26 protein-coding genes, 1 tRNA gene and 1 rRNA gene are annotated in these 23976 nt (G+C 72.7%); 18 read left to right on the forward strand and 10 right to left on the reverse strand.

Features of this window, described 5'->3' with window-relative positions; translation table 11 throughout:
• Positions 1-107, forward strand: a 5S ribosomal RNA gene (gene rrf / locus L6241_RS15660); the annotation flags it as partial.
• Between the two features lie 60 nt (positions 108-167).
• On the opposite strand, the gene L6241_RS15665 is transcribed toward rrf, so the two are convergent.
• The 6 genes from L6241_RS15665 to trxA form a co-directional block, all read right to left on the reverse strand.
• The gene (locus L6241_RS15665) at positions 168-908 is read right to left on the reverse strand and encodes an MBL fold metallo-hydrolase (protein ID WP_368247011.1); all 741 of its coding nucleotides are present in this window, start codon (positions 906-908) and stop codon (positions 168-170) included.
• A 150-nt stretch (positions 909-1058) separates the two neighbouring features.
• Complete coding sequence (locus tag L6241_RS15670; RefSeq protein WP_191682586.1) at positions 1059-1295, reverse strand: hypothetical protein; 237 nt, start codon at positions 1293-1295, stop codon at positions 1059-1061.
• 67 nt (positions 1296-1362) lie between these two features.
• A complete protein-coding gene (locus L6241_RS15675; protein WP_368247012.1) occupies positions 1363-2196 on the reverse strand; it encodes a sigma-70 family RNA polymerase sigma factor in 834 nt (277 codons plus the stop codon).
• Positions 2197-2350: 154 nt separating this feature from the next.
• Positions 2351-4219, reverse strand: coding sequence for an acyl-CoA dehydrogenase (locus tag L6241_RS15680; protein ID WP_191564489.1), 1869 nt, complete (start codon positions 4217-4219; stop codon positions 2351-2353).
• 220 nt (positions 4220-4439) lie between these two features.
• Entirely contained in the window at positions 4440-5867 is a 1428-nt protein-coding gene (locus L6241_RS15685; protein ID WP_368247013.1) for a cytochrome P450, read from the reverse strand.
• A gap of 49 nt (positions 5868-5916) precedes the next feature.
• Positions 5917-6282 (reverse strand): thioredoxin, encoded by a 366-nt coding sequence (gene trxA / locus L6241_RS15690; protein WP_068272517.1) that lies wholly within the window; start codon positions 6280-6282, stop codon positions 5917-5919.
• Between the two features lie 88 nt (positions 6283-6370).
• On the opposite strand from trxA, the gene L6241_RS15695 reads away from it, so the two are divergent.
• Positions 6371-6441, forward strand: a tRNA-Gly gene (locus tag L6241_RS15695).
• A gap of 123 nt (positions 6442-6564) precedes the next feature.
• Here L6241_RS15695 and L6241_RS15700 read toward each other — a convergent pair.
• Positions 6565-7116: a hypothetical protein gene (locus L6241_RS15700; protein ID WP_252975959.1), complete on the reverse strand. Its 552-nt coding sequence runs from the start codon at positions 7114-7116 to the stop codon at positions 6565-6567.
• 158 nt (positions 7117-7274) lie between these two features.
• Here L6241_RS15700 and L6241_RS15705 point away from each other — a divergent pair, with 158 nt between their 5' ends.
• From L6241_RS15705 to L6241_RS15720, 4 genes are all read left to right on the forward strand, one after another.
• A complete protein-coding gene (locus L6241_RS15705; protein ID WP_368247014.1) occupies positions 7275-7940 on the forward strand; it encodes a hypothetical protein in 666 nt (221 codons plus the stop codon).
• A 121-nt stretch (positions 7941-8061) separates the two neighbouring features.
• Positions 8062-8721, forward strand: coding sequence for a hypothetical protein (locus L6241_RS15710; RefSeq protein WP_368247015.1), 660 nt, complete (start codon positions 8062-8064; stop codon positions 8719-8721).
• A gap of 76 nt (positions 8722-8797) precedes the next feature.
• On the forward strand, positions 8798-9352 hold the full coding sequence (locus L6241_RS15715) for an RNA polymerase sigma factor (protein WP_123091490.1): 555 nt from the start codon (positions 8798-8800) through the stop codon (positions 9350-9352).
• Positions 9352-10053 carry a hypothetical protein gene (locus L6241_RS15720; RefSeq protein WP_368247016.1) on the forward strand — a complete coding sequence of 234 codons (702 nt, stop codon included), beginning with the start codon at positions 9352-9354 and terminating at the stop codon, positions 10051-10053. The genes L6241_RS15715 and L6241_RS15720 overlap by 1 nt, the downstream gene beginning before the upstream one ends.
• A gap of 57 nt (positions 10054-10110) precedes the next feature.
• Here L6241_RS15720 and L6241_RS15725 read toward each other — a convergent pair whose 3' ends face one another.
• Positions 10111-11235, reverse strand: a complete 1125-nt coding sequence (locus tag L6241_RS15725; protein ID WP_368247017.1) for an alkene reductase — start codon at positions 11233-11235, stop codon at positions 10111-10113.
• 152 nt (positions 11236-11387) lie between these two features.
• On the opposite strand from L6241_RS15725, the gene dcd reads away from it, so the two are divergent.
• The 6 genes from dcd (at position 11388) to L6241_RS15755 (ending at position 15840) form a co-directional block, all read left to right on the forward strand.
• Positions 11388-11969 (forward strand): dCTP deaminase, encoded by a 582-nt coding sequence (dcd, locus tag L6241_RS15730; RefSeq protein WP_368247018.1) that lies wholly within the window; start codon positions 11388-11390, stop codon positions 11967-11969.
• Positions 11966-12493: a MauE/DoxX family redox-associated membrane protein gene (locus L6241_RS15735; RefSeq protein WP_368247019.1), complete on the forward strand. Its 528-nt coding sequence runs from the start codon at positions 11966-11968 to the stop codon at positions 12491-12493. Before dcd ends, L6241_RS15735 begins: the two co-directional genes overlap by 4 nt.
• Positions 12490-13260, forward strand: a complete 771-nt coding sequence (locus L6241_RS15740) for a hypothetical protein (RefSeq protein WP_368247020.1) — start codon at positions 12490-12492, stop codon at positions 13258-13260. Before L6241_RS15735 ends, L6241_RS15740 begins: the two co-directional genes overlap by 4 nt.
• 92 nt (positions 13261-13352) lie before the next feature.
• Positions 13353-13961 (forward strand): sulfite exporter TauE/SafE family protein, encoded by a 609-nt coding sequence (locus tag L6241_RS15745; RefSeq protein ID WP_368247021.1) that lies wholly within the window; start codon positions 13353-13355, stop codon positions 13959-13961.
• Positions 13958-14455, forward strand: coding sequence for a hypothetical protein (locus L6241_RS15750; RefSeq protein WP_201465204.1), 498 nt, complete (start codon positions 13958-13960; stop codon positions 14453-14455). Before L6241_RS15745 ends, L6241_RS15750 begins: the two co-directional genes overlap by 4 nt.
• Positions 14452-15840 (forward strand): LGFP repeat-containing protein, encoded by a 1389-nt coding sequence (locus L6241_RS15755; protein WP_368247022.1) that lies wholly within the window; start codon positions 14452-14454, stop codon positions 15838-15840. Before L6241_RS15750 ends, L6241_RS15755 begins: the two co-directional genes overlap by 4 nt.
• 12 nt (positions 15841-15852) lie before the next feature.
• On the opposite strand, the gene L6241_RS15760 is transcribed toward L6241_RS15755, so the two are convergent.
• Positions 15853-17274 carry an MFS transporter gene (locus L6241_RS15760; protein ID WP_368247040.1) on the reverse strand — a complete coding sequence of 474 codons (1422 nt, stop codon included), beginning with the start codon at positions 17272-17274 and terminating at the stop codon, positions 15853-15855.
• A gap of 33 nt (positions 17275-17307) precedes the next feature.
• Between L6241_RS15760 and L6241_RS15765 the strand changes: the two genes are divergently transcribed.
• From L6241_RS15765 to L6241_RS15790, 6 genes are all read left to right on the forward strand, one after another.
• The gene (locus L6241_RS15765; RefSeq protein ID WP_368247023.1) at positions 17308-18735 is read left to right on the forward strand and encodes an amidase; all 1428 of its coding nucleotides are present in this window, start codon (positions 17308-17310) and stop codon (positions 18733-18735) included.
• A gap of 84 nt (positions 18736-18819) precedes the next feature.
• The gene (locus L6241_RS15770) at positions 18820-19944 is read left to right on the forward strand and encodes an ABC transporter ATP-binding protein (RefSeq protein ID WP_123091481.1); all 1125 of its coding nucleotides are present in this window, start codon (positions 18820-18822) and stop codon (positions 19942-19944) included.
• A complete protein-coding gene (locus L6241_RS15775) occupies positions 19919-20569 on the forward strand; it encodes an ABC transporter permease (RefSeq protein ID WP_368247024.1) in 651 nt (216 codons plus the stop codon). The genes L6241_RS15770 and L6241_RS15775 overlap by 26 nt, the downstream gene beginning before the upstream one ends.
• Positions 20566-21312, forward strand: a complete 747-nt coding sequence (locus tag L6241_RS15780; protein ID WP_123091480.1) for an ABC transporter permease — start codon at positions 20566-20568, stop codon at positions 21310-21312. Before L6241_RS15775 ends, L6241_RS15780 begins: the two co-directional genes overlap by 4 nt.
• Positions 21309-22235: an ABC transporter substrate-binding protein gene (locus L6241_RS15785; protein ID WP_123091479.1), complete on the forward strand. Its 927-nt coding sequence runs from the start codon at positions 21309-21311 to the stop codon at positions 22233-22235. Before L6241_RS15780 ends, L6241_RS15785 begins: the two co-directional genes overlap by 4 nt.
• Complete coding sequence (locus tag L6241_RS15790; RefSeq protein WP_123091478.1) at positions 22232-23227, forward strand: enoyl-CoA hydratase/isomerase family protein; 996 nt, start codon at positions 22232-22234, stop codon at positions 23225-23227. The genes L6241_RS15785 and L6241_RS15790 overlap by 4 nt, the downstream gene beginning before the upstream one ends.
• A gap of 15 nt (positions 23228-23242) precedes the next feature.
• On the opposite strand, the gene L6241_RS15795 is transcribed toward L6241_RS15790, so the two are convergent.
• Positions 23243-23938 (reverse strand): MOSC domain-containing protein, encoded by a 696-nt coding sequence (locus tag L6241_RS15795; RefSeq protein ID WP_123091477.1) that lies wholly within the window; start codon positions 23936-23938, stop codon positions 23243-23245.
• Between the last annotated feature and the right edge of the window lie 38 nt (positions 23939-23976).

The raw sequence follows: 23976 nt of genomic DNA on the forward strand, positions 1-23976 counted from the left end.
ATAGCGAAGGGGAAACGCCCGGCTCCATTCCGAACCCGGAAGCTAAGCCCTTCAGCGCCGATGGTACTGCACTGGTGACGGTGTGGGAGAGTAGGACGCAGCCGGACAACCATTCACCACCCCCGATTGTGGGGTGGACAAGAAACGCCCCGCGAGACCATTCATGGTCACGCCGGGGCGTTTCTTGCGTTCGGATGCGGCGAGCCCCCGAGAGGGACGCGTCGCCGCCGGCGGGGCGTCGCCAGCACATGCACAGCGTTAGCGATAGCGTTGCGCTGCAATGGAACCCACAGCCCTCCGGGTCGTCGTGCTGGACGACGAGCCCGGACCGTGGGTGCGGTGCCGCCGCCGAACTTGGGCTGCTGGCCGCCGGCCGGGCCGGGGCCGAGGACCGGCACCCGACGCTCGATGTGGTCGCCGTTCTGGTTCTTGATGTGCCCGCCGAGCATTAAGAAGTTGTAGTAGTCGGCGATGTGATCGGCGTGCAGGTGGGTGAGGAAGATGCCGCGGATGGAGTCCAGCCGCAGCCCGGCCTTGACGAACTGGGTCACCGAGGCGCGGCCGCAGTCGACGACATAGGTCTGGCCGTCGACGAGGGCGGTCGCGGCGCCCACCTGGTGCAGGTCGACCGGCGGGCCGGCGCGCGTGCCGAGCAGGACGAGCTCGAGACCCCGCGTGCCCGGGGCTGCGGGCGGGCGGTGCGCCGGGCTCGCCGCGGCAGCGGGGGCGAGGGCGGCGCCCGCGGCGGCCAGGCCGACCCCGGCGACGATGCTGCGTCGAGAGAGCGACAGCCCGGAGCGGGCCTGGTCGATCGCCTCGTCACGCTCGCTCGTCACCGCCTCGACGGGCAGCCGGTCGCACAGGCACTCGGCTCCGTGGTCGTGATGGTCGTGCGGTGCGCGCACCATGAGAACTCCTTCGTCCAGTGGGTGCGCGTGACGCTATGGGTGGAGCAGGCGCCCCAGGGACGACGTTCCCCTGCGACGAACCGTCCTCGGCGCGCACGAAGGGGGCGAGGAGACTCGCGTCTCCTCGCCCCCTTCGCCCCGCCGCGCCGCTCAGCTCTCCGGCAGGTCCGCGAAGGTCTGCTTCATCTCGCGGTACCAGCCGAGCGACTTCTTCGGGTGGCGCCAGCGGCCCTTCATGTCGTCGCGGGCCGGCTGGTGCGCGGCGTCGCCCGCCCGCTCCATCTCCTTGAGGTGCTGGTCCTGGGCGTTGATGACGTCGTCCGCGTTCTCGCCCCGGTGGGCGAGGTCGCACGGGCCGCCGAGCTGGCTGCAGGTCATGGTCTTCATCTCGTGCTCCTCCTGTGGGTGGGGTCCGTCGTCGAGATGACGAGCGGGATCGCGCAGGTGTGACAGGTCATCGCTCCCGGTCCTCCTCGCGGCGCACCACCGCGGCGAGGACGTCGGGGTCGGCCCGGAAGTCGACCCGCGTCACCACGCCGTCGACGACGGTGAAGTCGAAGGCGACCATGGCCGCGCCCCGGTGGTACCACGCGTACCCCGGGCGGCCCTCGACGAGCGCGGGCAGGGCGGCATGGGCGCTGCCGTCGAAGAAGCCGGCGACGCTCTCGCGCCCCGACATCCGCGCGGGCGTGCCGACGAGCACCGCGGCCGCGTCGCCCTCGACGACGGCGTCGGGCGCGAGCAGGCGCAGGAGCCCGGCGAAGTCACCCTCGCGTGCCGCCGCCATGAAGGCGTCGACGACCTGCCAGTCGTCGAGCCGGTCGGCGGGTGCGGGCCGGCTGACCTTCGCCCGGGCCCGGGACGCGAGCTGACGGGCCGCGGCGGGCGTCGTGCCGAGGATGGTGGCGACCACGGGGAAGTCGACGGCGAAGCTGTCGTGCAGGACGAAGGCGACCCGCTCGCGGGGGGAGAGCCGGTCGAGCACCGCCTGGAGGGCCACCCCGACGGTGTCGGCGAGCGCGACGTCGTCGGCGGGGTCGGGCGCGACGTCGGCGACGCCGAGGTCCTCGACGGGCATCGGGGTGCGGGCGCGCAGGCGGTCCAGGCACAGCCGGGTCGTCACGGTCGTCAGCCAGGCGGGCAGGCTCTCGATCTCGGCGTCGGTCCGGTGCATCCTCAGCCACGCCTGCTGCACGACGTCCTCGGCCTCGCCCGGGTCGCCGAGCACCTTCGTCGCGATGCGCTGCAGCCGCGGCCGCTCCGCCTCGAACGCCGCCGTCGTGTCCATCCACTCATCGTCTCGTCTCATGCCCTGATGACGCACGCGGCGGGCGAGATGTGACGCGGGAGAGGGGTCCCCCTTCGCCCGGTGCCGGGGGACGACGAAGGGGGCGCCCCCGGGTCGACCCGGCGGCACCCCCTTCGTCGTGGGGCGAGCTGGCTCAGAAGGCCGCCTCGGGCACCTCCATGAGGGCGTTGTCCGTCGCCTCGGCGATGGCGCGCTCGGAGGCCAGGCGCGGGAGCACCTGGGTGGCGAAGAAGCGGGCGGCCGCGATCTTGCCGGTGTAGAAGTCGACGTCCTTGCCCTGCGCGCTCTCGAGCGCGTCGACCGCGACGGCGGCCTGGCGCAGGAGCAGCCAGCCGATGACGAGGTCACCGGCCGCGAGGAGCAGGCGGGTCGTGTTCTGGCCGACCTTGTAGAGGTTGGTGACGTCACCGCCCTCCTGGCGCGGGTCGGACGCCGTGAGCGGGCCGACCATCGCTCCGAGGATGCCCTGGGTGTCCTCGAGCGCCTGGGCGAGGAGCCGGCGCTCCTGGGTGAGCCGACCGCCCTGGGCCTCGACGTCCTGGGCGAACTGCTGGATCTGCGTGGCGAGGTGGCCGAGGGCCTGGGCCTGGTCCCGGATGATCTTGCGGAAGAAGAAGTCCTGGCCCTGGATGGCGGTCGTGCCCTCGTAGAGGGTGTCGATCTTCGCGTCGCGGACGTACTGCTCGACGGGGTAGTCCTGGAGGTAGCCCGAGCCGCCGAAGGTCTGCAGCGACTCGGTGCCGAGGAGCACCCAGGCCCGCTCGGAGCCCAGACCCTTGACGAGCGGCAGGAGCAGGTCGTTGACCCGGCCGGCCATCGCGGCGGGGGAGTCGGGCGCGATCTGCTCGGCGCCGGTGCGACGCTGCTCGAGGTCGACGACGTCCTGCTGGGTGGCGGTGAAGAGCACGAGCGCGCGCAGGCCCTCGGCGTAGGACTTCTGCAGCATGAGGCTGCGGCGCACGTCCGGGTGATGGGTGATCGTCACGCGGGGCGCGGCCTTGTCGCTCATCTGGGTGAGGTCGGCGCCCTGGACGCGCTGCTTGGCGAACTCGAGGGCGTTGAGGTAGCCGGTCGACAGGGTGGCGATGGCCTTCGTGCCGACGAGCATCCGGGCGTTCTCGATGACGCGGAACATCTGCGCGATGCCGTCGTGGGTGCCGCCGAGGAGGGTGCCGATCGCCGGCTCCTTCTCGCCGAAGGTCACCTCGCAGGTCGTCGAGACCTTCAGACCCATCTTCTTCTCGAGGCCGGTGACGTAGGCGCCGTTGCGCTCGCCGAGCTCACCGGTCTCGAGGTCGACGTGGTACTTCGGGACGATGAAGAGGGAGAGGCCCTTCGTGCCGGGGCCGGCACCCTCGGGGCGGGCGAGGACGAAGTGGATGACGTTGTCGGTCATGTCGGACTCTGCCGAGGTGATGAAGCGCTTGACGCCCTCGACGTGCCACGTGCCGTCCCCGGCGTCGACGGCCTTCGTGCGGCCGGCGCCGACGTCGGAGCCCGCGTCGGGCTCGGTGAGCACCATCGTGCAGTGCCAGCCGCGCTCGATGATCCAACGGGCGAGCTTCTTCTGCTCGTCGGTGCCGAGGATGTAGAGCAGGTTGGCGAAGGAGTAGGACGCCGAGAACATGCCGATGGCGGGGTTGGCACCGAGGACCATCTCGTTCATCGCCCACTTCAGCGACGGGGGCGCCGGGGTGCCGTCGAGCTCGGCCGGCACGTCGACGGACCAGAAGCCGGACTCGGTGTAGGCCTGGTAGCTCTTCGCGAAGGAGCCCGGCATCGTCACCGACGACGTCGTCGGGTCGAAGATGGGCGGGTTGCGGTCGGCGTCGGCGAAGGACTCGGCGAGCTCGTTCTCGGCGAGGCGGGAGACCTCCTTGAGCATGTCGCGGGCGGTCTCGCCGTCCACCTGGTAGGGCTCGACGCCGAGGACCTCGTCGCGGCCCAGGACCTCGAAGAGGTTGAACTCGATGTCACGGAGGTTGCTCTTGTAGTGACCCATCGCGGGCTGTGCTCCTGGACGTGCTCGGGGACGTGAGGTAGGTGAGCGCTTGCTTACCTACCGCCATGGTCCGTCCGAGGCCCGCGCTGCTGCAAGGCAGGGCCTGGTGATGTGGCGCACACGGGCTCGCCTCTGTCGTCGAGGTGAGCGATCTCGATGGTCGAGGTGCGAGCGCCGGCGAGCCTCGAGACCACGACCCGACCTCCCCCTTCGCCCGTCGTCAGCGCGGCCGCAGGGACAGCCGCAGGTCCCGCGGCATGAGCGTCAGCCGCTCGGTGATCTCCAGCTCGTACCCCGGGTCGGCCTCGATCTCGAAGCGGTGGAGGACGCGCGCGAGGACGAGGACGGCCTCGTGGAGCGCGAACTGGCGCCCGATGCACGCGCGCTCGCCGGTGCCGAAGGGCTTGTACGTGTGTGCGGGGCGGGCCTTGACCTCGACCGGGAGGAAGCGGTCGGGGCGGTACTCCTCGGCGTCGTCTCCCCAGACCGCCGGGTCGCGGTGCACCGCGGGCAGCAGCGCCATCGCCCAATCACCAGGCTCCATCTGCCAGCGCCCGCCGAGCACCGTCGTCTCGCGCGGCCCGCGGGCGAAGGCGGGGGCGGTCGGCCACAGCCGCAGCGCCTCGTCGAGGCAGCGGCGCAGGTGCCGCAGCTTCGGCACCTGCTCGAAGGTCGGCCGGGCGTCGCGGTCCGGACCGAGGACGGCGTCGGTCTCGGCGTAGGCAGCAGCCAGGGCCTGCGGGTCCCGCGAGAGGTAGTGCAGGGCGAAGGAGAGCGCGCCCGAGGTCGTCTCGTGCCCGGCGACGAGGAAGGTCTGGATCTGGTGACGGATGTTCTCGTCGTCGAGCATCGCGCCGGTCTCCGGGTGGGCGCTGCCGAGCATGATGCCGAGCAGGTCACGGTCGTCGACCTCGCCGGACGAGCGCCGCTCGGCGACCCACCCGTCGATCATCGCGTGCACCTCCTCCCGGTGCTGCGACATGCGCGCGTCGACCCGGTCGGCGAGACGCCGGCCGACGAGGGGGAGGGAGCCGACGGCGGCGATCCGCTGACCCGCGCCGAGGGTGCGCTCCATGCCCTGGACGAAGGGGTGGACCTCCGCCGAGGTGAAGGAGCCCATGTCCTTGGAGAAGGCGCAGCGGCTGATCGTCTCGAGGGTGAGCCGGGTGAGGTCGCCGGGGACGTCGACGGGCTCGTCGGCGGCGGCCGCGGCGTCCCACTTCGAGACGAGCTCGTCCGCGGCGCCGAGCATCGTCGCGTGGTAGCGCAGCATCGCGGGCCGGGCGAAGGCGGGGAGCAGCCGGTCGTGCGCGAGCCGCCAGTTCGTCTCGTCGTTGTAGGCGGTGAAGAGCCCGTCGCCGGCGTTGCGGCGCAGGGCGACGAGACCGGGCGGGAGCGCCTTGACGAAGCGGCGCTCGTCGCACAGCTCGGCCATGAGCTCGCCGGTCGTCACGAGGACGAAGCGGTTGCGGAAGGCCTTGAACTCGCAGATGTCGCCGAGCCCCTCCACCCCGCGCAGGATCGTCTGGACTGGCGTACGGGGCAGCCCGCTGAGGTCGCCCACGAGCGGGCGACGACCTGGGGGGTGCGGGAAGGTCGTGCGAGCGAAGCGCGGCAGGGCCTGCGACCTCGCCGTGGTCGGGCTCATCGAGCCACGATATCGGCGCGGCGACGTCGAGGTCGCCGCGCCGAGAGGGTCACTGCTGCTGCTGGGTCTCCAGCTGGCGACGGATGTCGTCCATGTCGAGGTCGCGGACCTGCGAGATGACCTCCTGGAGCGCGGCCTCGGGCAGGGCGCCCGGCTGCGAGAAGACGAGGATGCCGTCGCGGAAGGCCATCGTCGTGGGGATCGAGGTGATCGACGCGGCGGCGGCGAGCTCCTGCTCGGCCTCGGTGTCGACCTTGCCGAAGACGACGTCGGGGTGGGCGTCGCTCACCTTCGAGTAGACCGGGGCGAACTGCTTGCACGGTCCGCACCACTCCGCCCACCAGTCGACGAGCACGATGTCGTTGCTCGTGATGGTCTTCTCGAAGTCTTCCGTGGTCAGGTCGGTGGTGCTCATGACGCTCCTGTCCGCCGGGACGCGACTGGGTCCGGGGGGCGCTCGGGGGTGGGTTACGATGGCCGCCGCACCCGCTGGTCGGGTGCGCGCCGGTGTAGCTCAATGGTAGAGCGCCAGCTTCCCAAGCTGGACACGCGGGTTCGATTCCCGTCACCGGCTCAGCAGCGCGAAGGGGAGGTGGCCACCGGCCACCTCCCCTTCGCCGTCCCCGCCCCCGCGAGCCCGGTGGTTCGAAGAAGGATCGTCACCTCGAGGTGCCGATCCCTCTTCGAACCAGGTGCCTCACCCGGTGCAGGCCGTCCCCACGGCGAAGCGGAGATAGGAGCGGTCGGTGCGCAGGACGTCAGCGCTGCCCTCGACGCGATAGTCGACGGTCAGCCCCTCGAATCTCGCCCCGTCCGCTCCCCGCAGGTGCAGGACCAGGCCCGGTTGCTTCTCGCCCTCGCGGACGTCGGCGGCGGGCAGGACGACTGCGCCCGGGACGGGCAGCAGCGCCTCCTGGGTGCGCTTCGACACGGCGTGGCCCGGCCAGCCCGTCAGGCCACCGAAGTCGCCCCGCACGGGCTCGGGCGCGACGTAAGCCTGCACCAGGTCGAGACCTTCGGCGTCGACGAGGTTCACGGCGACGAGCTCCACCGGCTCGGTGCCGGCGACGGTGACGGTCTCCATCCCGAACGACATGTCCTGCGGGTCGGTACTGCCTGGCAGGCACAGCTCACCGGCGTCCGACTCGCCAGTCAGCACGATGTCGTCGCCGTGAGAAGGGGAGGAGCCGCCGCACGCGCTGGTGACTGCCGCCGCGAGGAGCAGCGCCAGCCCGGTCCTCATCGGCACGGGTTCCTCCCTTCGCGGTGTCATGGGTGGGCAGTCTCTCAGGTGCCGGTCGAGCGGTGCGGGTTCTGCCGAAGCGGTGCGGGAGGTGGGTGGTGGTCGCTACGGTGCACCTGTCGCGGTGCAGGGTCGCGGCATCCACGACTCACGAAGGACTCGCCATGCTCGCGCGCGTCGCGGCGGTCGCCGCCATCTCCCTCGTCCCCACGGCTGTCGCCGTCGCCCCGGCCCAGGCCGCCGGCAGCTGCTCGATCAGCGTGCCGAGCAAGGTGTCGATCTACTCGCCGTACCGCGAGATCACCGCGAAGTTCAGCGCCGGCTGCGTGAGGTACGCACAGGACGCGTGGTGGGACATCGTCCACCCGACCCAGGGCTACTCCGGGGGGTTCAATTACGACGGGACCCACTCGACGGACACGATCGACTGGTACGACTTCGAGGGCACGGGGACCTTCAAGATCCGGCCCGAGGGCGCGTACGACGACGACTACGACGACCTGCCGCAGAACTCCACGACGATGACCGTCAAGCTCGGCTCGCGCACGACCGCGAGCAGCACCCGCTCCGGCAAGTACGTCACCGTCAAGGGCACGGCGAAGCGCTACTCGCCCGGCGCCGGCGGCTACCGCCCCTGGTCGGGCGCGAAGGCCAGCCTCCAGATGAAGTCCTGCTCGTCGTGCTCGTGGAAGTACGTCAAGAGCGGCACCGCCAACGGCTCGGGCGTCGTCACGATGAAGTCCTACGCCTCGACGAGCCGCTACTGGCGCGTCGTCACCTCCGACACCTCCTCCACCTGGGGCCGAGCCTCCAGCTACACGAAGCGCTGACGGGCGAACCCCGACCCCGTATGTTGCCGATCCGCCTCTGCCGCAGGCAGATCGGCGCTAGGTTGCGCTAGCCACCGGCGCTGGGCCGGGGTCTGATCCCCCTTCGCCCGACAGGACCCTCATGCTCACGCGCCTCGCGGCCCTCGCCGCTGTGTCCCTCGTCCCGCTCGCCGTCGCCGCCCCTGCCCAGGCCGCCGGCAGCTGCTCGATATCCGTGCCGAGCAAGGTCTCGGTGAGCTCGCCGACCCGCGACCTCACGGCGACCTTCAGCGCCGGCTGCTCGAAGTACGCCGTCTACGCGTGGTGGGGCGTCATGACGCCCGCGGGCGAGGACGCTGACATGTTCCACTTCGACGGCGCCCGGACCGACACCATCGAGTGGTACGACGTCAACCGCACCGGGACCTTCCCGGTCCAGGCGGACGAGGCGTACGACGAGGCGCACAACCTCGTCCCGCAGAACTCCACGTCGATGTCGGTCCGCTTCGCCTCACGCACCGCCGTGACGAGCACCCGCTCCGGCAGCACCGTCTCCGTCACCGCGACGACGAGCCGGTACGCGTGGAGCGCCTCCGCCTTCCGCCCGTGGGCCGGCGCGAAGGCCACCCTCGAGTCGCGCAAGTGCTCCACGTGCGCGTGGATCCCGATCAAGACCGGCACGACGAGCACGAAGGGGGTCGTCACCCTCACGGCCTACGCCTCCACCGCTCGCTCGTGGCGCGTCGTCACCGCCGACAGCCCCTCGACATGGGGCAAGGTGTCGAGCACGACGACCCGCTGACCCGTCTCGTGAACCCCTCGGTCCGCTTCGGGCAACTAGGGGTGTGAGGACACCCGAGGGGAGACGAGGACTCGTCATGACAGCGAGCAGCAGCCCGCCTCTGGCTCTGGGCGCGGACCCGCTGGCAGCGGTCTTCGAGCGCCACTACGCCGAGGTCTACCGCTACCTGGCGCGACGCGTGCCGCGTGCCGTGGCGGAGGACCTGGCGAGCGAGACCTTCGCGCAGGCGGCCGCCCGACCCGGCGGCTTCGACCCGGCGCGGGGGAGCGCGCGAGCCTGGGTCTTCGGCATCGCCACCCACCTGCTCTCGCGGCACCACCGCGACGAGGTACGGGCCTACCGGGCCTGGGCGCGGACCGGGGTCGACCCGGTCACGACAGGTGACGAGACCGAGCACGTCGACGCCCGCGTCGACGCCGGCCGTCGCGCGAGCGGCCTGCCGAGCGCCCTGGCGGCGATGACGGACGGCGACCGCGACGTGCTGCTGCTCGTCGCCCTGGCCGAGCTGTCGTACCCCGAGGTGGCGCAGGCGCTCGACATCCCCGTCGGCACCGTGCGCTCCCGTCTCCACCGCGCCCGCCGCGACCTGCGTGCGGCGCTGTCGACCGACGACCCGAAGGGGGAGCAGTGATGGACCTGGACATCGAGGACGCACCGGAGCTGCGCGCGCTGCGCGAGATGCGCGCGGACGTGGAGGGACCGACGCAGGACCAGCGACGTGCCGCTCACGAGCGGTGGCAGCTCGCGTCGGTCACGCCCGCGCAGCCACCCCGGCGTCACGGCCGCGCCGCGCTGCTCGTCTCCGTCGCCGCAGCCGCCGCGCTCGTCGCGGCGCTCGCCGCGATCCCGGCACTCACCCGTGACGAGGGAGCCGCCCCCGCCACGACGGGCACGAGCACGACGAGCGCTGCACCGACGCCCTACCGGACCGGTCGTGTCTGGCAGCCGTACGGGGCGAAAGAGACCGCGAGGCTCGTGGAGTACCGCTCCGAGCGGGTCGAGCGCCTCCCCGACGGCCGGGTGCGCATCGACGTCAGCCTCGAGGGCCTGGATCTCGGCACCCTCACCCGGGCGACGAACGCCGAGGGGATCCCGGTGCGCTTCTGGGGCGACGACGGAGAGACCGGCGACTGGCGCACGGAGCGGGCCTGGAAGATCGACCCCGATCGTGGGCTGGTCATGAACGAGTACGAGGACGAGTCCGCCGCGGCCTACCCACGATCACGGATCACCGCGGAGCACGTCGACGGACCGGGCAGCGAGCTGAGATACCTCACCTTCGACTCCGTCCCGACCGAGCCGGTGCTGATCCGCATCGTCACCAACTGGTGAGCCGACGACGAAGGGGGAGGGCACCTGCCCTCCCCCTTCGCCATGCCCGTCGACCGCTCAGGCGGTGCGACCCTCCTGCGACTCGATCTCCTCGAGCGTCGGGTAGTCGGTGTAGCCGTCGGCGCCACCGCCGTAGAAGGTGGCCTGGTCGGGGGTGTTGAGCTGCGCGTCGTCGCCGTGCTCGCGCCAGCGCCGCACGAGGTCGGGGTTGGCGAGGAAGGGGCGGCCGACGACGACGGCGTCCGCGACGCCCCCGGCGAGCAGCTCCTCGACCTCGGCGTAGGTCGTGATCTTCGAGAAGCCGGTGTTGAGCAGCACCGGGCCGCCGAAGATCTCGGCGAGCTCACCGGTGAGCGCCATCGACGCGGCGTCGAAGGCGAGGATCGACAGGTACGCGAGGTCCATCGGGGCGAGCTGCTCGAGCAGCGAGGTGTACGTCGCGCGCAGGTCTGCGGCGTCGGGCTCCTCGATACCGCTGGCCGGGTGCCCGGGGCTGATCCGGATGCCGACGCGGTCGGCGCCGATCTCGTCGGCGACGGCCTGGGCGACCTCGACGACGAAGCGGGCGCGGGCCTCGGGGGAGCCGCCGTAGGAGTCGGTGCGCTGGTTCGTGCTCGGCGCGAGGAACTGGTGGAGGAGGTAGCCGTTCGCGGCGTGCAGCTCGACCCCGTCGAGACCGGCGTCGACGGCCAGGCGCGAGGCGGCGACGAACTCGTCGCGCACGCTCGCCAGCTCGTCGGTCTCGAGGGCACGCGGCTCGGCGAAGGGCTTCGAGCCGTCGGCGGTGACGATCTCACCGGGGGCACGGACCGCGCTCGGCGCGACCGTCTCGAGGCCGTCCTTGTTGTCCGGGTGGGCGACGCGACCGGCGTGCATGAGCTGGACGACGACGTGGCCGCCGCCCTCGTGGACGGCGTCGGCGACGAGACGCCACCCCTTCGCCTGCTCCTCGCTGTGGACGCCGGGCGTCGCGAGGTAGCCCTGGCCGACGGCGCTGGGCTGGCTGCCCTCGGTGATGATGAGACCGGCGCTCGCGCGCTGCCCGTAGTAGCGGGCGTTGAGCTCGGTCGGGGCCTGGCCCTCGCCGGCGCGGTTGCGGGTCAGGGGCGCCATGACGAGACGGTTGGACAGGTCCCAGCGACCGATCGTGACGGGGGAGAAGGGGGAGGGGGTACGGCTCACGAGAGCCTCCTTCGCGAAGGGGGGATGTCGGGGGTCGACGACGCGGCAGCGGGTCGTCGCACGGGTCTCACCCAGGGCGTAACCGCGCAGGGGCGTCGGGGATTCCCGGCCGTCCGGTGCCGGCCGTCAGGGCGCCAACTAGGGTGTGCGCCATGCTGCTCTCCGACCGTGACATCCGCGCCGAGGTCGACGCGGGCCGGGTCGTGCTCGACCCGTGGGACCCCGCGATGGTCCAGCCGAGCAGCGTCGACGTGCGGCTCGACCGGTACTTCCGGCTCTTCGACAACCACAAGTACCCGGTCATCGACCCCGCGCAGGACCAGCCCGAGCTCACCCGGCTCGTCGAGGTCGACCCCGCCGAGGGCTTCGTGCTGCACCCGGGCGAGTTCGTCCTCGGCTCGACGCTCGAGACGATCACCCTGCCCGACAACCTCGCCGCGCGGGTCGAGGGCAAGTCGAGCCTGGGCCGGCTCGGTCTGCTGACCCATGCGACGGCGGGCTTCGTCGACCCGGGCTTCTCCGGGCACGTGACCCTCGAGCTGAGCAACGTCGCGACCCTGCCGATCATGCTGTGGCCGGGGATGAAGATCGGCCAGTTCTGCTTCATGCGGCTGACCTCGCCCGCCGAGGTGCCCTACGGCAGCGCCACCTTCGGGTCGCACTACCAGGGCCAGCGCGGACCGACCGCCAGCCGCAGCTTCGAGAAGTTCCACCGCAGCGGTCTCACCCCATGACCGACGCGCTCGTCCCCTTCGTCCTCGCGGCCGCGGTGCTCCTCGTCGTCGCCGGGGCGCCGAAGGTGCTCGACCCCGCCGACACCGTGCGCGGGCTGCGCTCGGCCGGTCTGCCGGGCAGCCCCGCGCTGGTGCGGGTCCTCGCCGTCGCCGAGGTCGTCGCCGGCGCCGGCGCGCTCCTCGGCCCCAGCCGTCCGGCCGCTGCCGTCGTCGCCCTCCTCTACGCCGGGTTCACCGGCTTCGTCCTGCTGGCGCTCGCCCGCGGCGGCGTCGTCGAGTCGTGCGGCTGCCTCGGCCGTTCGGACACCCCGCCGACCCGGGCGCACGCCGTCGCGACGGGCCTCGTCGCGCTCGCCGCCGCCGCGCTCGTCGTCTCCCCGCCCGCCCAGCCCTGGTGGTCCGTGCAGCCCGCGCTCGTCGTCGTGCTCGCGGCCGTCCTGGGCTTCCTGCTCTGGCAGGTCATCGCCGTCCTGCCCACCGCCACCGCCGCCGCTGCCCGATCTGCCGGGAGATCCATCTCATGAGCACCCCCGTCCTCACGACCCTCGTCGTCGTCCTGCTCATCGCCGTCGTGCTCCTGGCGATGCTCGTCCTCGGCCTGCTGCGCAGCCACGCCCTCATCCTCAAGGCCCTGCACGACCTCGGGGCCGGTCTAGAGCTCGACCGCCAGGCGGAGCGCGAGAGCGCGGCGGGCGGCGCCGGTGGGCCCGTGCCCGTCGAGATCGAGCGCGGCGTCATGGCTCCCGCCCGCTCCCAGCACGTGCGGGTCGCCGGCATCTCCGGCGCGACCCTGGACGGTGCTCCCGCCCAGGTCGACCTCACGAGCGGCCGCTACCTCCTGGCCTTCCTCAGCACCGGGTGCACGGTGTGCGGCGCCTTCTGGCAGGCCTTCCGCACCGAGACCGAGGTGCCCGGCCAGGCCCGCCTCCTCGTCGTGGCGAAGGGGGACGACGGCGAGTCCCCGAGCGCGCTCGCCGATCTTGCGGAGGGCGGGGCCGAGCTGGTCCGCTCCTCGGCCGCGTGGGACGACTTCGTCGTCCCGGGCTCGCCGTACTTCGTCTACCTCGTCGACGGCGACATCGTCGGCGAGGGCTCGGCCTCGTCCTGGCCGCAGGTCAGCGACCTCATGGGCCAGGCCGTCGCCGACCACGAGCACCGCACCGCCGCCCCCGTCGAGGACCGCGGCGAGCGCGACGACCCGACCTCCGTCGACGCCGAGCTGCGCGCCGCCGGTCTCGGCCCGGGTCACCCGAGCCTCTACCCCGACCCCTCCGGGCGGGACGGCGCGTGAGCCCCGACCCCACCATCCTCGGGCTCGCGCTCGGGGTGCCGGTGGCGATCGTCGCGGCCGTGCGCGCCACGTGGTCGCCTTGAGGCGAGTCGATGCTCTCGAGCATCACCCCGCTCGGTGAGCGGGGACGCGCCTCCCGGTGGTCCGTCACGGCCGCCGCCTACGTCATCTCCTCAGCGCTCGCGGGCGCCCTCCTCGGAGTGCTCCTAGGTGCGGTCGGCTCGGTCGTGCCCGACGGGGTGCTCGGCTCGCCGGCGGTCCTCGGGCTGCTCGCGCTCCTGCTCCTGCTCGGTGCCGTCCTCGACCTGCGCGCCGGCGGGCACGCCGTGCCGTCCTGGCGCCGGCAGGTCGACGAGGCGTGGATCGGGCGCTACCGCGGGTGGGTCACGGGGGTCGGCTTCGGGGCACAGCTCGGGCTCGGCTTCGTCACCATCATCACGAGCACGACGACGTACGCCGTCTACCTCTTCGCGCTGCTCGCCTCGACGTGGTGGGCCGGCGGGCTGGTCGGGCTGACCTTCGGGCTCGTGCGGGCGCTCCCGCTGCTGCGGGTCCGCCGGGCGCAGACCCCCTCTGCCCTCCACGACACCTTCCGTACCCTGAGGCGGTGGGCGCAGCCCGTTGCTAGGGTCGCGGCCATCGCGCTCGTCCTCTCGGGCGCCGTCCTGCTCGCCGCCGCACTGACAGGGGTCCCCGCATGAGGTCCATCGACCGTCACGGGATCGAGCTCCAGCTCCCCGACGACTGGGACGGCCGGGTGCAGCGCCGACCCGTCCTGCAGCCCGCACCGATGACCGACGGGCGCGCGGCACCGGGGGCGCGCGACGTCAGCCGCCCCGTCCTGCACGTGTCGAACCGCGCCCTGCCGAGCAGCCTGTCCGACTTCGGCGGCGACGTCGTGCCGGGCATGCGCGCCGACGACGTCTTCCTCGCCCTCGTCGACTACGGCGAGGAGTGCGCCGACACCGCGCTCTTCGCCGCCCGTGGCGTGCCGACCCTCGCGCCGTCCCACTTCGCCCAGAACAGGATGGCCCGCTACGTGCCCGGTCGCAGCGCCTCGCAGAAGTTCTTCACCGCCGGCGGTCGGGGCTTCTGCCTCTACGCCGTCGTCGGCTCGCACTCGCGCCGGATGATCACCGTGCCCCGGCTCTCGCGCGTCGCCTCGACGCTGAAGATCCGCGCGGTGGTCTCATGAGCGCCGAGCGCCAGCCCGCGAGCGTCCGGGTCGTCGAGGCCATCGCCCGCCGCCTGGGCGGCCGCGGCGTCGACCGGCGCAGCGTCCTGCTCGGCACGGCCGTCGCCGGCAGCGCGATCGCCACCGACCCGAAGGGGTACGTGCTGCGCCCGCAGACCGCGTACGCCTCGATCTGCGGCCCGGGCACCGGCCCCGGCGCGGGCTGGACCGTCTTCTGCGCGAGCATCAACAACGGCAAGAACGCCTGTCCCGAGGGCAGCTTCGCCGCCGGGTGGTGGAAGGCCGCGGACTCGTCGTGGTGCGGCGGGCGCTACCGCTACATCGTCGACTGCAACGCCCGGTGCACGAAGTGCACGACCGGCTGTTCCGACGGCATCTGCGACAGCAAGTGCTGGAACTGCTCGTGCTCGCACGGCGTCTCGGGCAGCTGCGACGACCGCCGCAACTGCTGCAGCGCCTTCCGCTACGGGCAGTGCAACACCCACGTCGCCTGCAGCGGTGGCGTGCGCTGCCGCCTCGTCAGCTGCACCCCGCCCTACGAGTGGGAGAGCTGCACCTCGCTCTCGCTCGTCGACAACCGCACCTCCGAGCACAGCTCGGACAAGCTGCCCCAGTGGGGCGCCATCAGCGCGAAGTACTTCGCGATGGGCGAGCAGAAGTCCTATCTCGGCTACTCCATCGGCCCTGTGCGGCCCGGGGGCGTCGGCACCGGCCGCTTCGTGCGCTACAGCGGTGGCCGGATCTACCAGGCGACGTCGAAGGCAGCGGCGGTCCCGGTGCGCGAGGCGGTCGTCAAGGCGATGTCGACCGTCGGCTCGATCCCGACTCTCGGCTACCCGGTGGCGACGGAGTTCATCGGCAGCACCGGCAGCACCCAGCGCTTCCAGAAGGGCGCGATCACCGCGCCGAAGGGCAAGCCCCTCGTCGCCGTCCACGGCACCGCGTACGAGGTCTGGGAGCGGCTCGGGCGCGCGGGCGGCACGCTCGGCTACCCGACCGGGGGCCGGCAGGTCGTCGCCAACGGCTACCAGCAGATCTTCGAGCGCGGCGCGGTGTGCCAGAACTGGTCGGGCGGCGAGACCCGCGCGGTCACTGGCGTCCACTTCACCGCGTGGACGACCTTCGGGCGCGGCACGGGCACGGCGCTCGGCATGCCGACCACCGATGTCTCGACGCTCGCGCGAGGCACCCGCCAGCGCTTCCAGCGCGGTGAGACCTGGTCGCTCGGCACCGGCGAGGCGTGGGCGGTCTACGGCCCCGTCCTCGACGCGTGGAAGGCGGCGCGCAGCCACGTCGGCAGCTACGGCTACCCGACCGGTCACGTGCAGCAGCGCAGCGACGGCCAGTGGGAGGGCACCTTCGAGGGCGGGACGATCGTCGCCTGAGCGACGGGGGAGTCAGCGCTGCGTCGTCGTGCCGCGGGTGCCGGCCAGACCGAACCACGACACGAGGCCGCCGGCGAGGAGCAGCCCCGCGACGACGAAGGTCGCCAGCCGGTAGCCCTGCGTCATCGCCGTCGGGTCCGTGTAGTCGTCGCCGGACAGCCCGACGAGCGGGGGGATGGCCGCGACCGCGAGCAGCGTGCCGGTGCGCGCGACCGCGTTGTTGATGCCGCTGGCCGACCCGGCGAGCCGGTCCGGCGCCGCCGCGAGCACGGCCGCGGTGAGCGGGGAGACGAGCGTGGCCAGGCCGAGGGCGAAGACGACCATCCCGCCGAGGACGAGACCCCAGCCGGCGCCCGGCCCGATCGCCGACAGGACGAGGACGCCGGCGGCGCACAGCAGCGGCCCGAGCGACATCGGCAGGCGAGGGCCGGTGCGCTGCGCGAGCTCGGCCATGCGTGGTGAGAGCACGAGCAGGAGCACCGTGACCGGCAGGGTCGCCAGACCGGACTCGAGGGGCGACCACCAGGCGGAGGTCTGCAGCTGCACGACGAGGACGAACATGATGGCGCCGAGCGCCCCGTAGACGAGGAAGGTCATGAGGTTCGCCGTCGCGAAGACCCGCGACGCGAAGAGTCCGAAGGGGACGAGCGGCTGGGCGGCGCGGCGCTCGGCGACGACGAAGCCAGCGGCCGACCCGACGGCGACGACGAGCCCGACGAGCACGAGGGCGGCGCTCGCCTCGGGCCCGCTGATGAGCAGCCAGGTCGTCGCCCCGAGCGCCACCGCACCGCACACGGTCCCGGCGACGTCGAAGCCGCCGGTCACCGAGACGTCCCGGCTCTCCGGCACCGCCCGCAGGGTGAGCACGACGACGAGGACGCACAGGGGCACGTTGATGGCGAAGAGCCAGTGCCAGCTGAGGTGGTCGAGCACCCATCCGCCGAGGAAGGGGCCGATCGCGGTCGCGATGCCCGAGACGCCGGCCCAGGTGCCGATCGCCCGCGCCCTGTCCTCGGGACGGAAGCTCGACTGGATGATCGCGAGCGCGCCCGGGGTGAGCAGCGCGGCTCCGATGCCCTGGACGACCCGCCCGACGACGAGCGACTCGGTCGACCAGGCGAGCGCGCAGCCCAAGGAGGCCAGGGCGAACCACACGACGCCGACGAGGTAGACCCGGCGCCGGCCGAGCCGGTCGCCGAGGCTCCCGCCGAGCAGGATGAGCGAGGCGAGCGCGAGGACGTAGCCGTTGTTGACCCACTGCAGGCCGGAGAGGCTGCTGCCGAGGTCGCGCCCGATCGTCGGCAGCGCGATGCCGACGATCGTCCCGTCGAGCAGGGCGATGCCCGAGCCCAGGGTCACGGCGGTGAGCGCGAGCCGTCCCTGCGCCGAGGTGCGGCTGACGAGCTCGGGGGAGGGTTCGGTCACGACGACCATCATGGGCTCCTACCCGCGGGTAACGTGGTGGTCATGACGACGACGTCCGCGACCCAGACCCGCGTCCACGCCTTCGCCGACGACGCGCTGCGCGACGACGACGCGACGGGCGTGGCTGCTCGCGTGCGCTCCGGCGAGATCAGCCCGCGCGAGGCCGTCGACGCGGCGATCGCCCGCATCCGCTCGGTCGAGGTGCTCGGCGCCGTCGCCGAGTGGGACGACGAGCGTGCCCGTCGCCGCGCCGACGCGATCGGGGCCGGCGGGCCGGGCGCCTTCCACGGCGTGCCGACGGCGATCAAGGAGAACGTCGTCGCCGCCGGTCTGCCCCTGCGGATGGGGTCCGACGCGGTCCCCGAGCGCCGCAGCAGCCGGGACGGCGACGTCGCGACGCAGCTGCTCTCCACCGGGGCCGTCCCCGTCGTGCAGACGACATGCCCTCCCTTCGGCTGGACGGCGACGACCGAGCGCATCACCGACGTCACCCGGAACCCCTGGGACACGACGCTGTCCTCCGGCGGCTCGTCCGGGGGCACCGCCGCGCTCGTCGCGTCCGGGGCGCTCCCCTTCGCCCACGGCAACGACGGCGGCGGCTCGATCCGCATCCCGGCCGCCGCGTGCGGTCTCGTCGGTCTCAAGACGACCCGCGGCCGGCTGGCCGGCGACGAGACGACGAAGGGGATGCCCGTCCCGATCGTCGTCGACGGCGTGCTCACCCGCACCGTGCGCGACACGGCGCGCTACCTCGCCGCCGCCGAGCGGCACCGCCCCCCGCGCTCGCTCGAGCCGATCGGGCTCGTCGAAGGGCCGGTCGAGCGACGGCTGCGCGTCGGGGTGCTCGTCGACAGCCCGCTCGCACCAGCGACCGACGCCCCGACGGCGGCCGCGGTGCGCGCGACCGGCGAGCTGCTCGCCGGGTTCGGGCACGACGTCGAGGACTACGACGCCGCGGTGCCGCTGCGCTTCAAGGAGGACTTCCTCCACTACTGGTCGATGCTCGCCTTCGGGATCCACCGGAACGGGCCGCGGATGTTCGGCGCGGGCTTCGACCGCGACCGGCTCGACCCCTTCACCCTCGGGCTGTCGCGCCGCTTCGCCCGCAAGATCTGGCAGACGCCGTACACGCTGGCCCGAGTCGCCGCGGCGGGCGCCGTCTACGACCGCACCTTCGGCGACGTCGACGTCGTCGTCAGCCCGGTGCTCACGCACACGACCCCGCCGATCGGCTACCTCGCGGCCGACCTCGACTTCGAGACCCATCTCGAGCGGGTCTCCGCGTACGTCGGTTTCACCCCCCTGCACAACGTCACCGGGGCACCTGCGATCTCGCTGCCGCTCGGGCGCACGCACGACGGCACACCCATCGGCGTCATGGTCCAGGCGCGGCGGGGGGCAGACCGCCTCCTGCTCGAGCTCGCCTTCGAGATCGAGGCCGCTCGGCCCTTCGCCCGGATCCAGGACTGACCTGGGCAAAGAGCCTCGACATGCGCGGGGCGCTGTCGGTGGTCCTCGGTTAAGTTTGGCGAGCCAACGGCAGGAGGCCTGAAGATGATCCGGCTCGACGGAGTCACCAAGCAGTACCCGGACGGCACGACCGCGGTGGACGACCTCAGCCTCGTCGCCCCGACCGGCAAGATCACCGTCCTCGTCGGGCCGTCCGGCTGCGGCAAGACGACGACGCTGCGGATGATCAACCGCATGATCGACCCGACGAGCGGGACGATCACGGTCGGCGACGCCGACATCATGTCGATGGACGCCGCCGAGCTGCGCCGCGGCATCGGCTACGTCATCCAGCACGGGGGCCTCTTCCCGCACCGCACCATCGAGCGCAACATCGCCACGGTGCCGATGCTCCTCGGGCAGGACAAGCGTCAGTCGCTGAGCCGCGCCCGTGAGCTCATGGAGCTCGTCGGTCTCGACGCCTCGCTGGCCAAGCGCTACCCCAGCCAGCTCTCGGGCGGCCAGCAGCAGCGTGTCGGGGTCGCCCGCGCCCTGGCCGCGGACCCGCCCGTCATGCTCATGGACGAGCCCTTCTCCGCCGTCGACCCCGTCGTGCGCGAGCAGCTGCAGGAGGAGTTCCTGCGGCTGCAGGACGAGCTCGGCAAGACCATCGTCCTCGTCACCCACGACATCGACGAGGCGATCAAGCTGGGCGACCACATCGCCGTGCTGCGCGTCGGCGGGCAGATCGCCCAGCTCGCCACGCCCCACCAGCTGCTCACCCACCCGGCCGACGCCTTCGTCGCGGACTTCCTCGGCAAGGACCGCGGCTACCGCGCGCTCGGCTTCGACGGGGCCCGCATCCCGCTGCACGACGAGGCGAGCGTCGTCCTCGGCGACTCCGGCGACGCGGCTCGCCGGGTCGGCGTCGGCGGCTGGGCCCTCGTCGTCGACGAGGAGTCGCGCCCGCTCGGCTGGGTGCAGCCGGAGCGTCTCGGCGACTCCTTCGTCGAGGCCGACCTCGCGCTCGGCGGCACCCTCGCTCGCGAGGGCGGCTCGCTGCGCTCCGCGCTCGACGCGGCGTTGTCCTCGCCGAGCCGGCGCGGTGTCGTCGTCGACGCCGACGGCGTGCTCGTCGGCACGTGCCGGGCACCCGAGGTCGTGCGTGTCATCGAGGAGCAGGAGCGTCCCGAGGGAGGCGACGATGGAGTGGATCCTCGAGCATCCTGACGACATCGCCCGGCTGGCGCTGCGGCACACCTGGCTCGCCGGGCTGCCCCTGATCATCGGCCTGGCCATCTCGCTCGTCCTCGGCTGGCTCGCCCACCGGCTGTCCTGGCTGCGCGCCGTCGCGCTCACCGGCTCCGGGCTGCTCTACACGATCCCGTCGCTGGCCCTCTTCGTGCTCATGCCGCTGCTGCTCGGCACGAGCATCCTCTCGCCGGTCAACGTCGTCGTCGCGATGACGATCTACACGATCGCCCTCCTCGTGCGCACGGTGGTCGACGGGCTCGACTCCGTGCCCGCCGAGGCGACCCAGGCGGCGACCGCGATCGGCTACGGCCGCGTCCAGCGGCTGCTCTCCGTCGAGCTGCCGCTCGCCGTGCCGGTCATCGCCGCGGGCCTGCGCGTCGCCGCGGTGAGCAACGTGAGCATCGTCAGCGTCGCCTCGCTCGTCGGCGTCTCCCAGCTCGGCGACCTCCTCGTCGACGGCTTCAACCGCGCCATCGGCGGCGAGCTCGTGGCCGGTGTGCTGGGCTGCGTCGTGCTCGCCCTGTTCTTCGACGCGATCATCCGTCTCGCCGAGCGACTGCTCACCCCCTGGCGCCAGAGCACGAAGGGGGCGCGCGCATGACCTCCTCGATCATCGAGTGGCTGACGAGCGCGTCGTCCTGGCAGGGTGACGGCGGCATCGGGGCCCGTCTGCTCGAGCACCTCATGTACACGGCGATCGTCCTCGTCCTCGCGGCTGCCATCGCGATCCCGCTCGGTCTGTGGGTCGGGCACACCGGCCGCGGCCGGTGGCTCGTGTCGCTGGCCAACGCGCTGCGCGCCGTGCCGACCCTCGGTCTGCTCTTCGCGCTCGTGCTGTGGCTCGGACCGCGGCTGAGCGGTGAGCTGTACTTCCTCCTGCCGAGCGTCATCGTGCTCGTCCTGCTCGCCGTGCCCCCGCTGCTCTCGGGCACCTACGCCGGTGTCGAGGCCGTCGACCCGGCTGCCCGCGACGCGGCGAAGGGGGTCGGCCTGTCCTCCGGGCAGGTGCTGCGCCAGGTCGAGATCCCCTGCGCGCTGCCGCTCATGCTGTCCGGGCTGCGCTCCGCGCTGCTCCAGGTCGTCGCCACGGCGACCATCGCCGCCTACGTCGGCCTCGGCGGTCTCGGCCGCTTCATCATCGACGGCCTCGCCGTCCAGGACTACGCGCAGACCGCCGGGGGCGCCGTCCTCGTCGCCCTCCTCGCCGTGCTGCTCGACCTCGTCGCCTCGAGCGTCGGCCGGCTCGTCGTCTCACCAGGCCTTCGGGCCGACCCCACCCGCGCCACCCATCGGCGCACCCCCCTTCGCCGCTCGACGGCACCCACCACAGGAGACATCGCATGAGCACCGTGACCCGCCGATCGGCCCTCGCCCTCACCGGCCTCGCGGCCCTGACCGGACTCGCCGCCTGCGGCGGCGGGGACGACCCGCTGGCCAGCTCGTCCACCTCGCAGGAGGGCGGCGGCGGCTCGGGCAGCGTCGTCGTCGGCTCCGCCGACTTCTCCGAGTCGATCCTGCTCGCCGAGATCTACGCCGGGGCCCTCAAGGCCAAGGGCGTCGACGCCTCGACGAAGACCGGCATCGGCGCCCGCGAGGTCTACCTCAAGGCGCTCGAGGAGGGCTCGGTCCAGGTCGTGCCCGAGTACACCGGCGCGCTCGCCCTGTACTACGACAAGGACTTCGCCGAGACCGACCCGGAGAAGACCTACGAGGCGCTCGAGGCCGCCCTGCCCGACACCCTCGCCGTCCTCGACAAGTCGGCCGCCGAGGACAACGACTCCATCGTCGTCACCAAGGAGACCGCGGACAGCAAGTCGCTGACGAAGGTCTCGGACCTCCAGCCGATCGCCGGTGACCTCACCCTCGCCGCGCCGCCGGAGTTCAAGAGCCGCGCGCAGGGCATCCCCGGGCTGAAGAAGACCTACGACATCACCTTCGGCAGCTTCCGGCCGCTCAAGCCCGGTCAGGCCACGGTGCAGGCGCTGAAGAACGGCCAGGTCGACGCGGCGAACATCTTCAGCACCGACCCCTCGATCGCCGAGAACGACTTCGTCGTGCTCGAGGACGACAAGAAGCTCTACGGCAGCCAGAACATCGTGCCGCTCGTGCGCAAGGACCAGGAGGAGGCCGTCGCCGAGACGCTCAACGCGGTCTCGGAGAAGCTGACGACCGAGGTCGTCGCGGACCTGCTCAAGCGCACGGACATCGACAAGGAGGACCCGAAGGACGTCGCGCAGGCCTTCCTCGAGGAGCAGGGTCTCGCGTGAGCGAGCCCTCGGTCCTCACGCAGGTCCGAGGTGTCCTCGGCGTCATCACGCTCAACCGGCCGCGCGCGATCAACGCGCTCGACCTGTCGATGATGCAGTCGGTCACCGAGGTGCTCGACCGGTGGCGTGACGACGACGCGGTGCACGCGGTCGCGCTCGTCGGGGCGGGGGAGCGGGGGTTCTGCGCGGGGGGCGACGTCCGCGCGGTGCGTCAGGCCCACCTCGACGGCCACGACGCGGCCGCCTTCTTCGCGCAGGAGTACGCGGTCGACCTGGCCCTCGCCGAGTACGCCAAGCCCGTCGTCGCCGTCATGGACGGCATCACGATGGGCGGCGGCGTGGGGCTTGGGATGAACGCCGACCTGCGGCTCGTCACCGAGCGCACGCGGATGGCCATGCCCGAGACGGGGATCGGCTTCTTCCCCGACGTCGGCGCGACCTACCGCCTGTCGCGCTCGCCCGACGAGCTCGGCACGCACGTGGCTCTGACGGGCGCCACCTTCGACGGGCCGGACGCCGTCGTGCTCGGGCTCGCCGACGTCGTCGTCGACTCCGGTGAGGTGGAGGGGCTGCTGGCCTCGATCGCCGACGGAGCGCCCGTCGAGGTCCCGGCGACGGGCGAGGTCGCGTCGTCGCTCGACGCGCAGCGCAGCTGGACCCGCGCGTGCTACGCGGGCGACGACGCCTCGGCAGTCGTCGCCCGGCTCGAGCAGAGCGGCGTCGAGGCGGCACATGAGGCTGCGCAGGTCATCCGTTCGCGATCTCCGCTCGCCGTCGCCATCACCCTGGCGCACCTGCGCCGCGCGGCGTCGGCGGGCTCGCTCGCCGAGGTGCTCGACGCCGACGCGGCCCTCGCCGCGGCGATGCTCGACGGCTCCGACTTCGCCGAAGGGGTTCGCGCCCAGCTCGTCGACAAGGACCGCACCCCCCACTGGCAGCACGAGCGGGTCGAGGACGTCACCCCCGAGCAGGTCGCCGCCTACCTCGGCTGACGAGGACCCGCGCGCTCACCCGAGCGGGCCGACGACGACCTCGTCGCCGACCCGCAGCACCCCGCCGCGCTCGACGTCGAGGTAGACGGCTGCGCACGTCTCGCGCTCGGCGGCCAGGCGCTTGAGCCATCCGTCGCCGGGCGCGATCGCCCCGTCCTGGTCGATGTCGATCATGCGGCACCGGGGGATCCGCTCGGCCACGACGAGGGTGACCTCGCCGACGGCGACCGGGCGGCCGACCCAGTCGTCCTCGACGAAGGGCTCGTCCGTCTCGACGACGAGGTTGGCCCGGAGCCGACGCGGGTCGGCGGCCACCCCCCAGCGCTCCTCGCACCAGGCGAGGGTGGCGGTCCCGACGAGGGAGACGTGACCCGAGTCGAAGTGCGGGGTGCTCGTCTCGGGGAGCACCCGGACCATCGCCCCCATCGCCTCGCTGAGGTGAGCATCGAGGACCGGGTCTTCGGCCGACGCGGACCCACCACCCCACGACACCTCGACGGTGCCGTCGGACCGCGTGGTGGCCCGGTGCTCGAAGACCGCGTCGCGCCGGCGGAAGCGGCGGCTGCTCTTGCCCGACGCGAGCTTGCCGTCGTCGTCGACCACCGCGTACCAGCGATCCCCGACGAGGCCTCGTCGGTCGACGTCGACGTGCTGCAGGTCTTCGCCGCCCATCGACTTCACCGGGTAGCGACGGATGCTGCGCAGGGTCATGGGCACCCGACGACGCTATCGGGTGCCGGCCGGCCGGG

Source organism: Janibacter sp. Y6 (assembly GCF_040900765.1).
Classification (GTDB): domain Bacteria; phylum Actinomycetota; class Actinomycetes; order Actinomycetales; family Dermatophilaceae; genus Marihabitans; species Marihabitans melonis.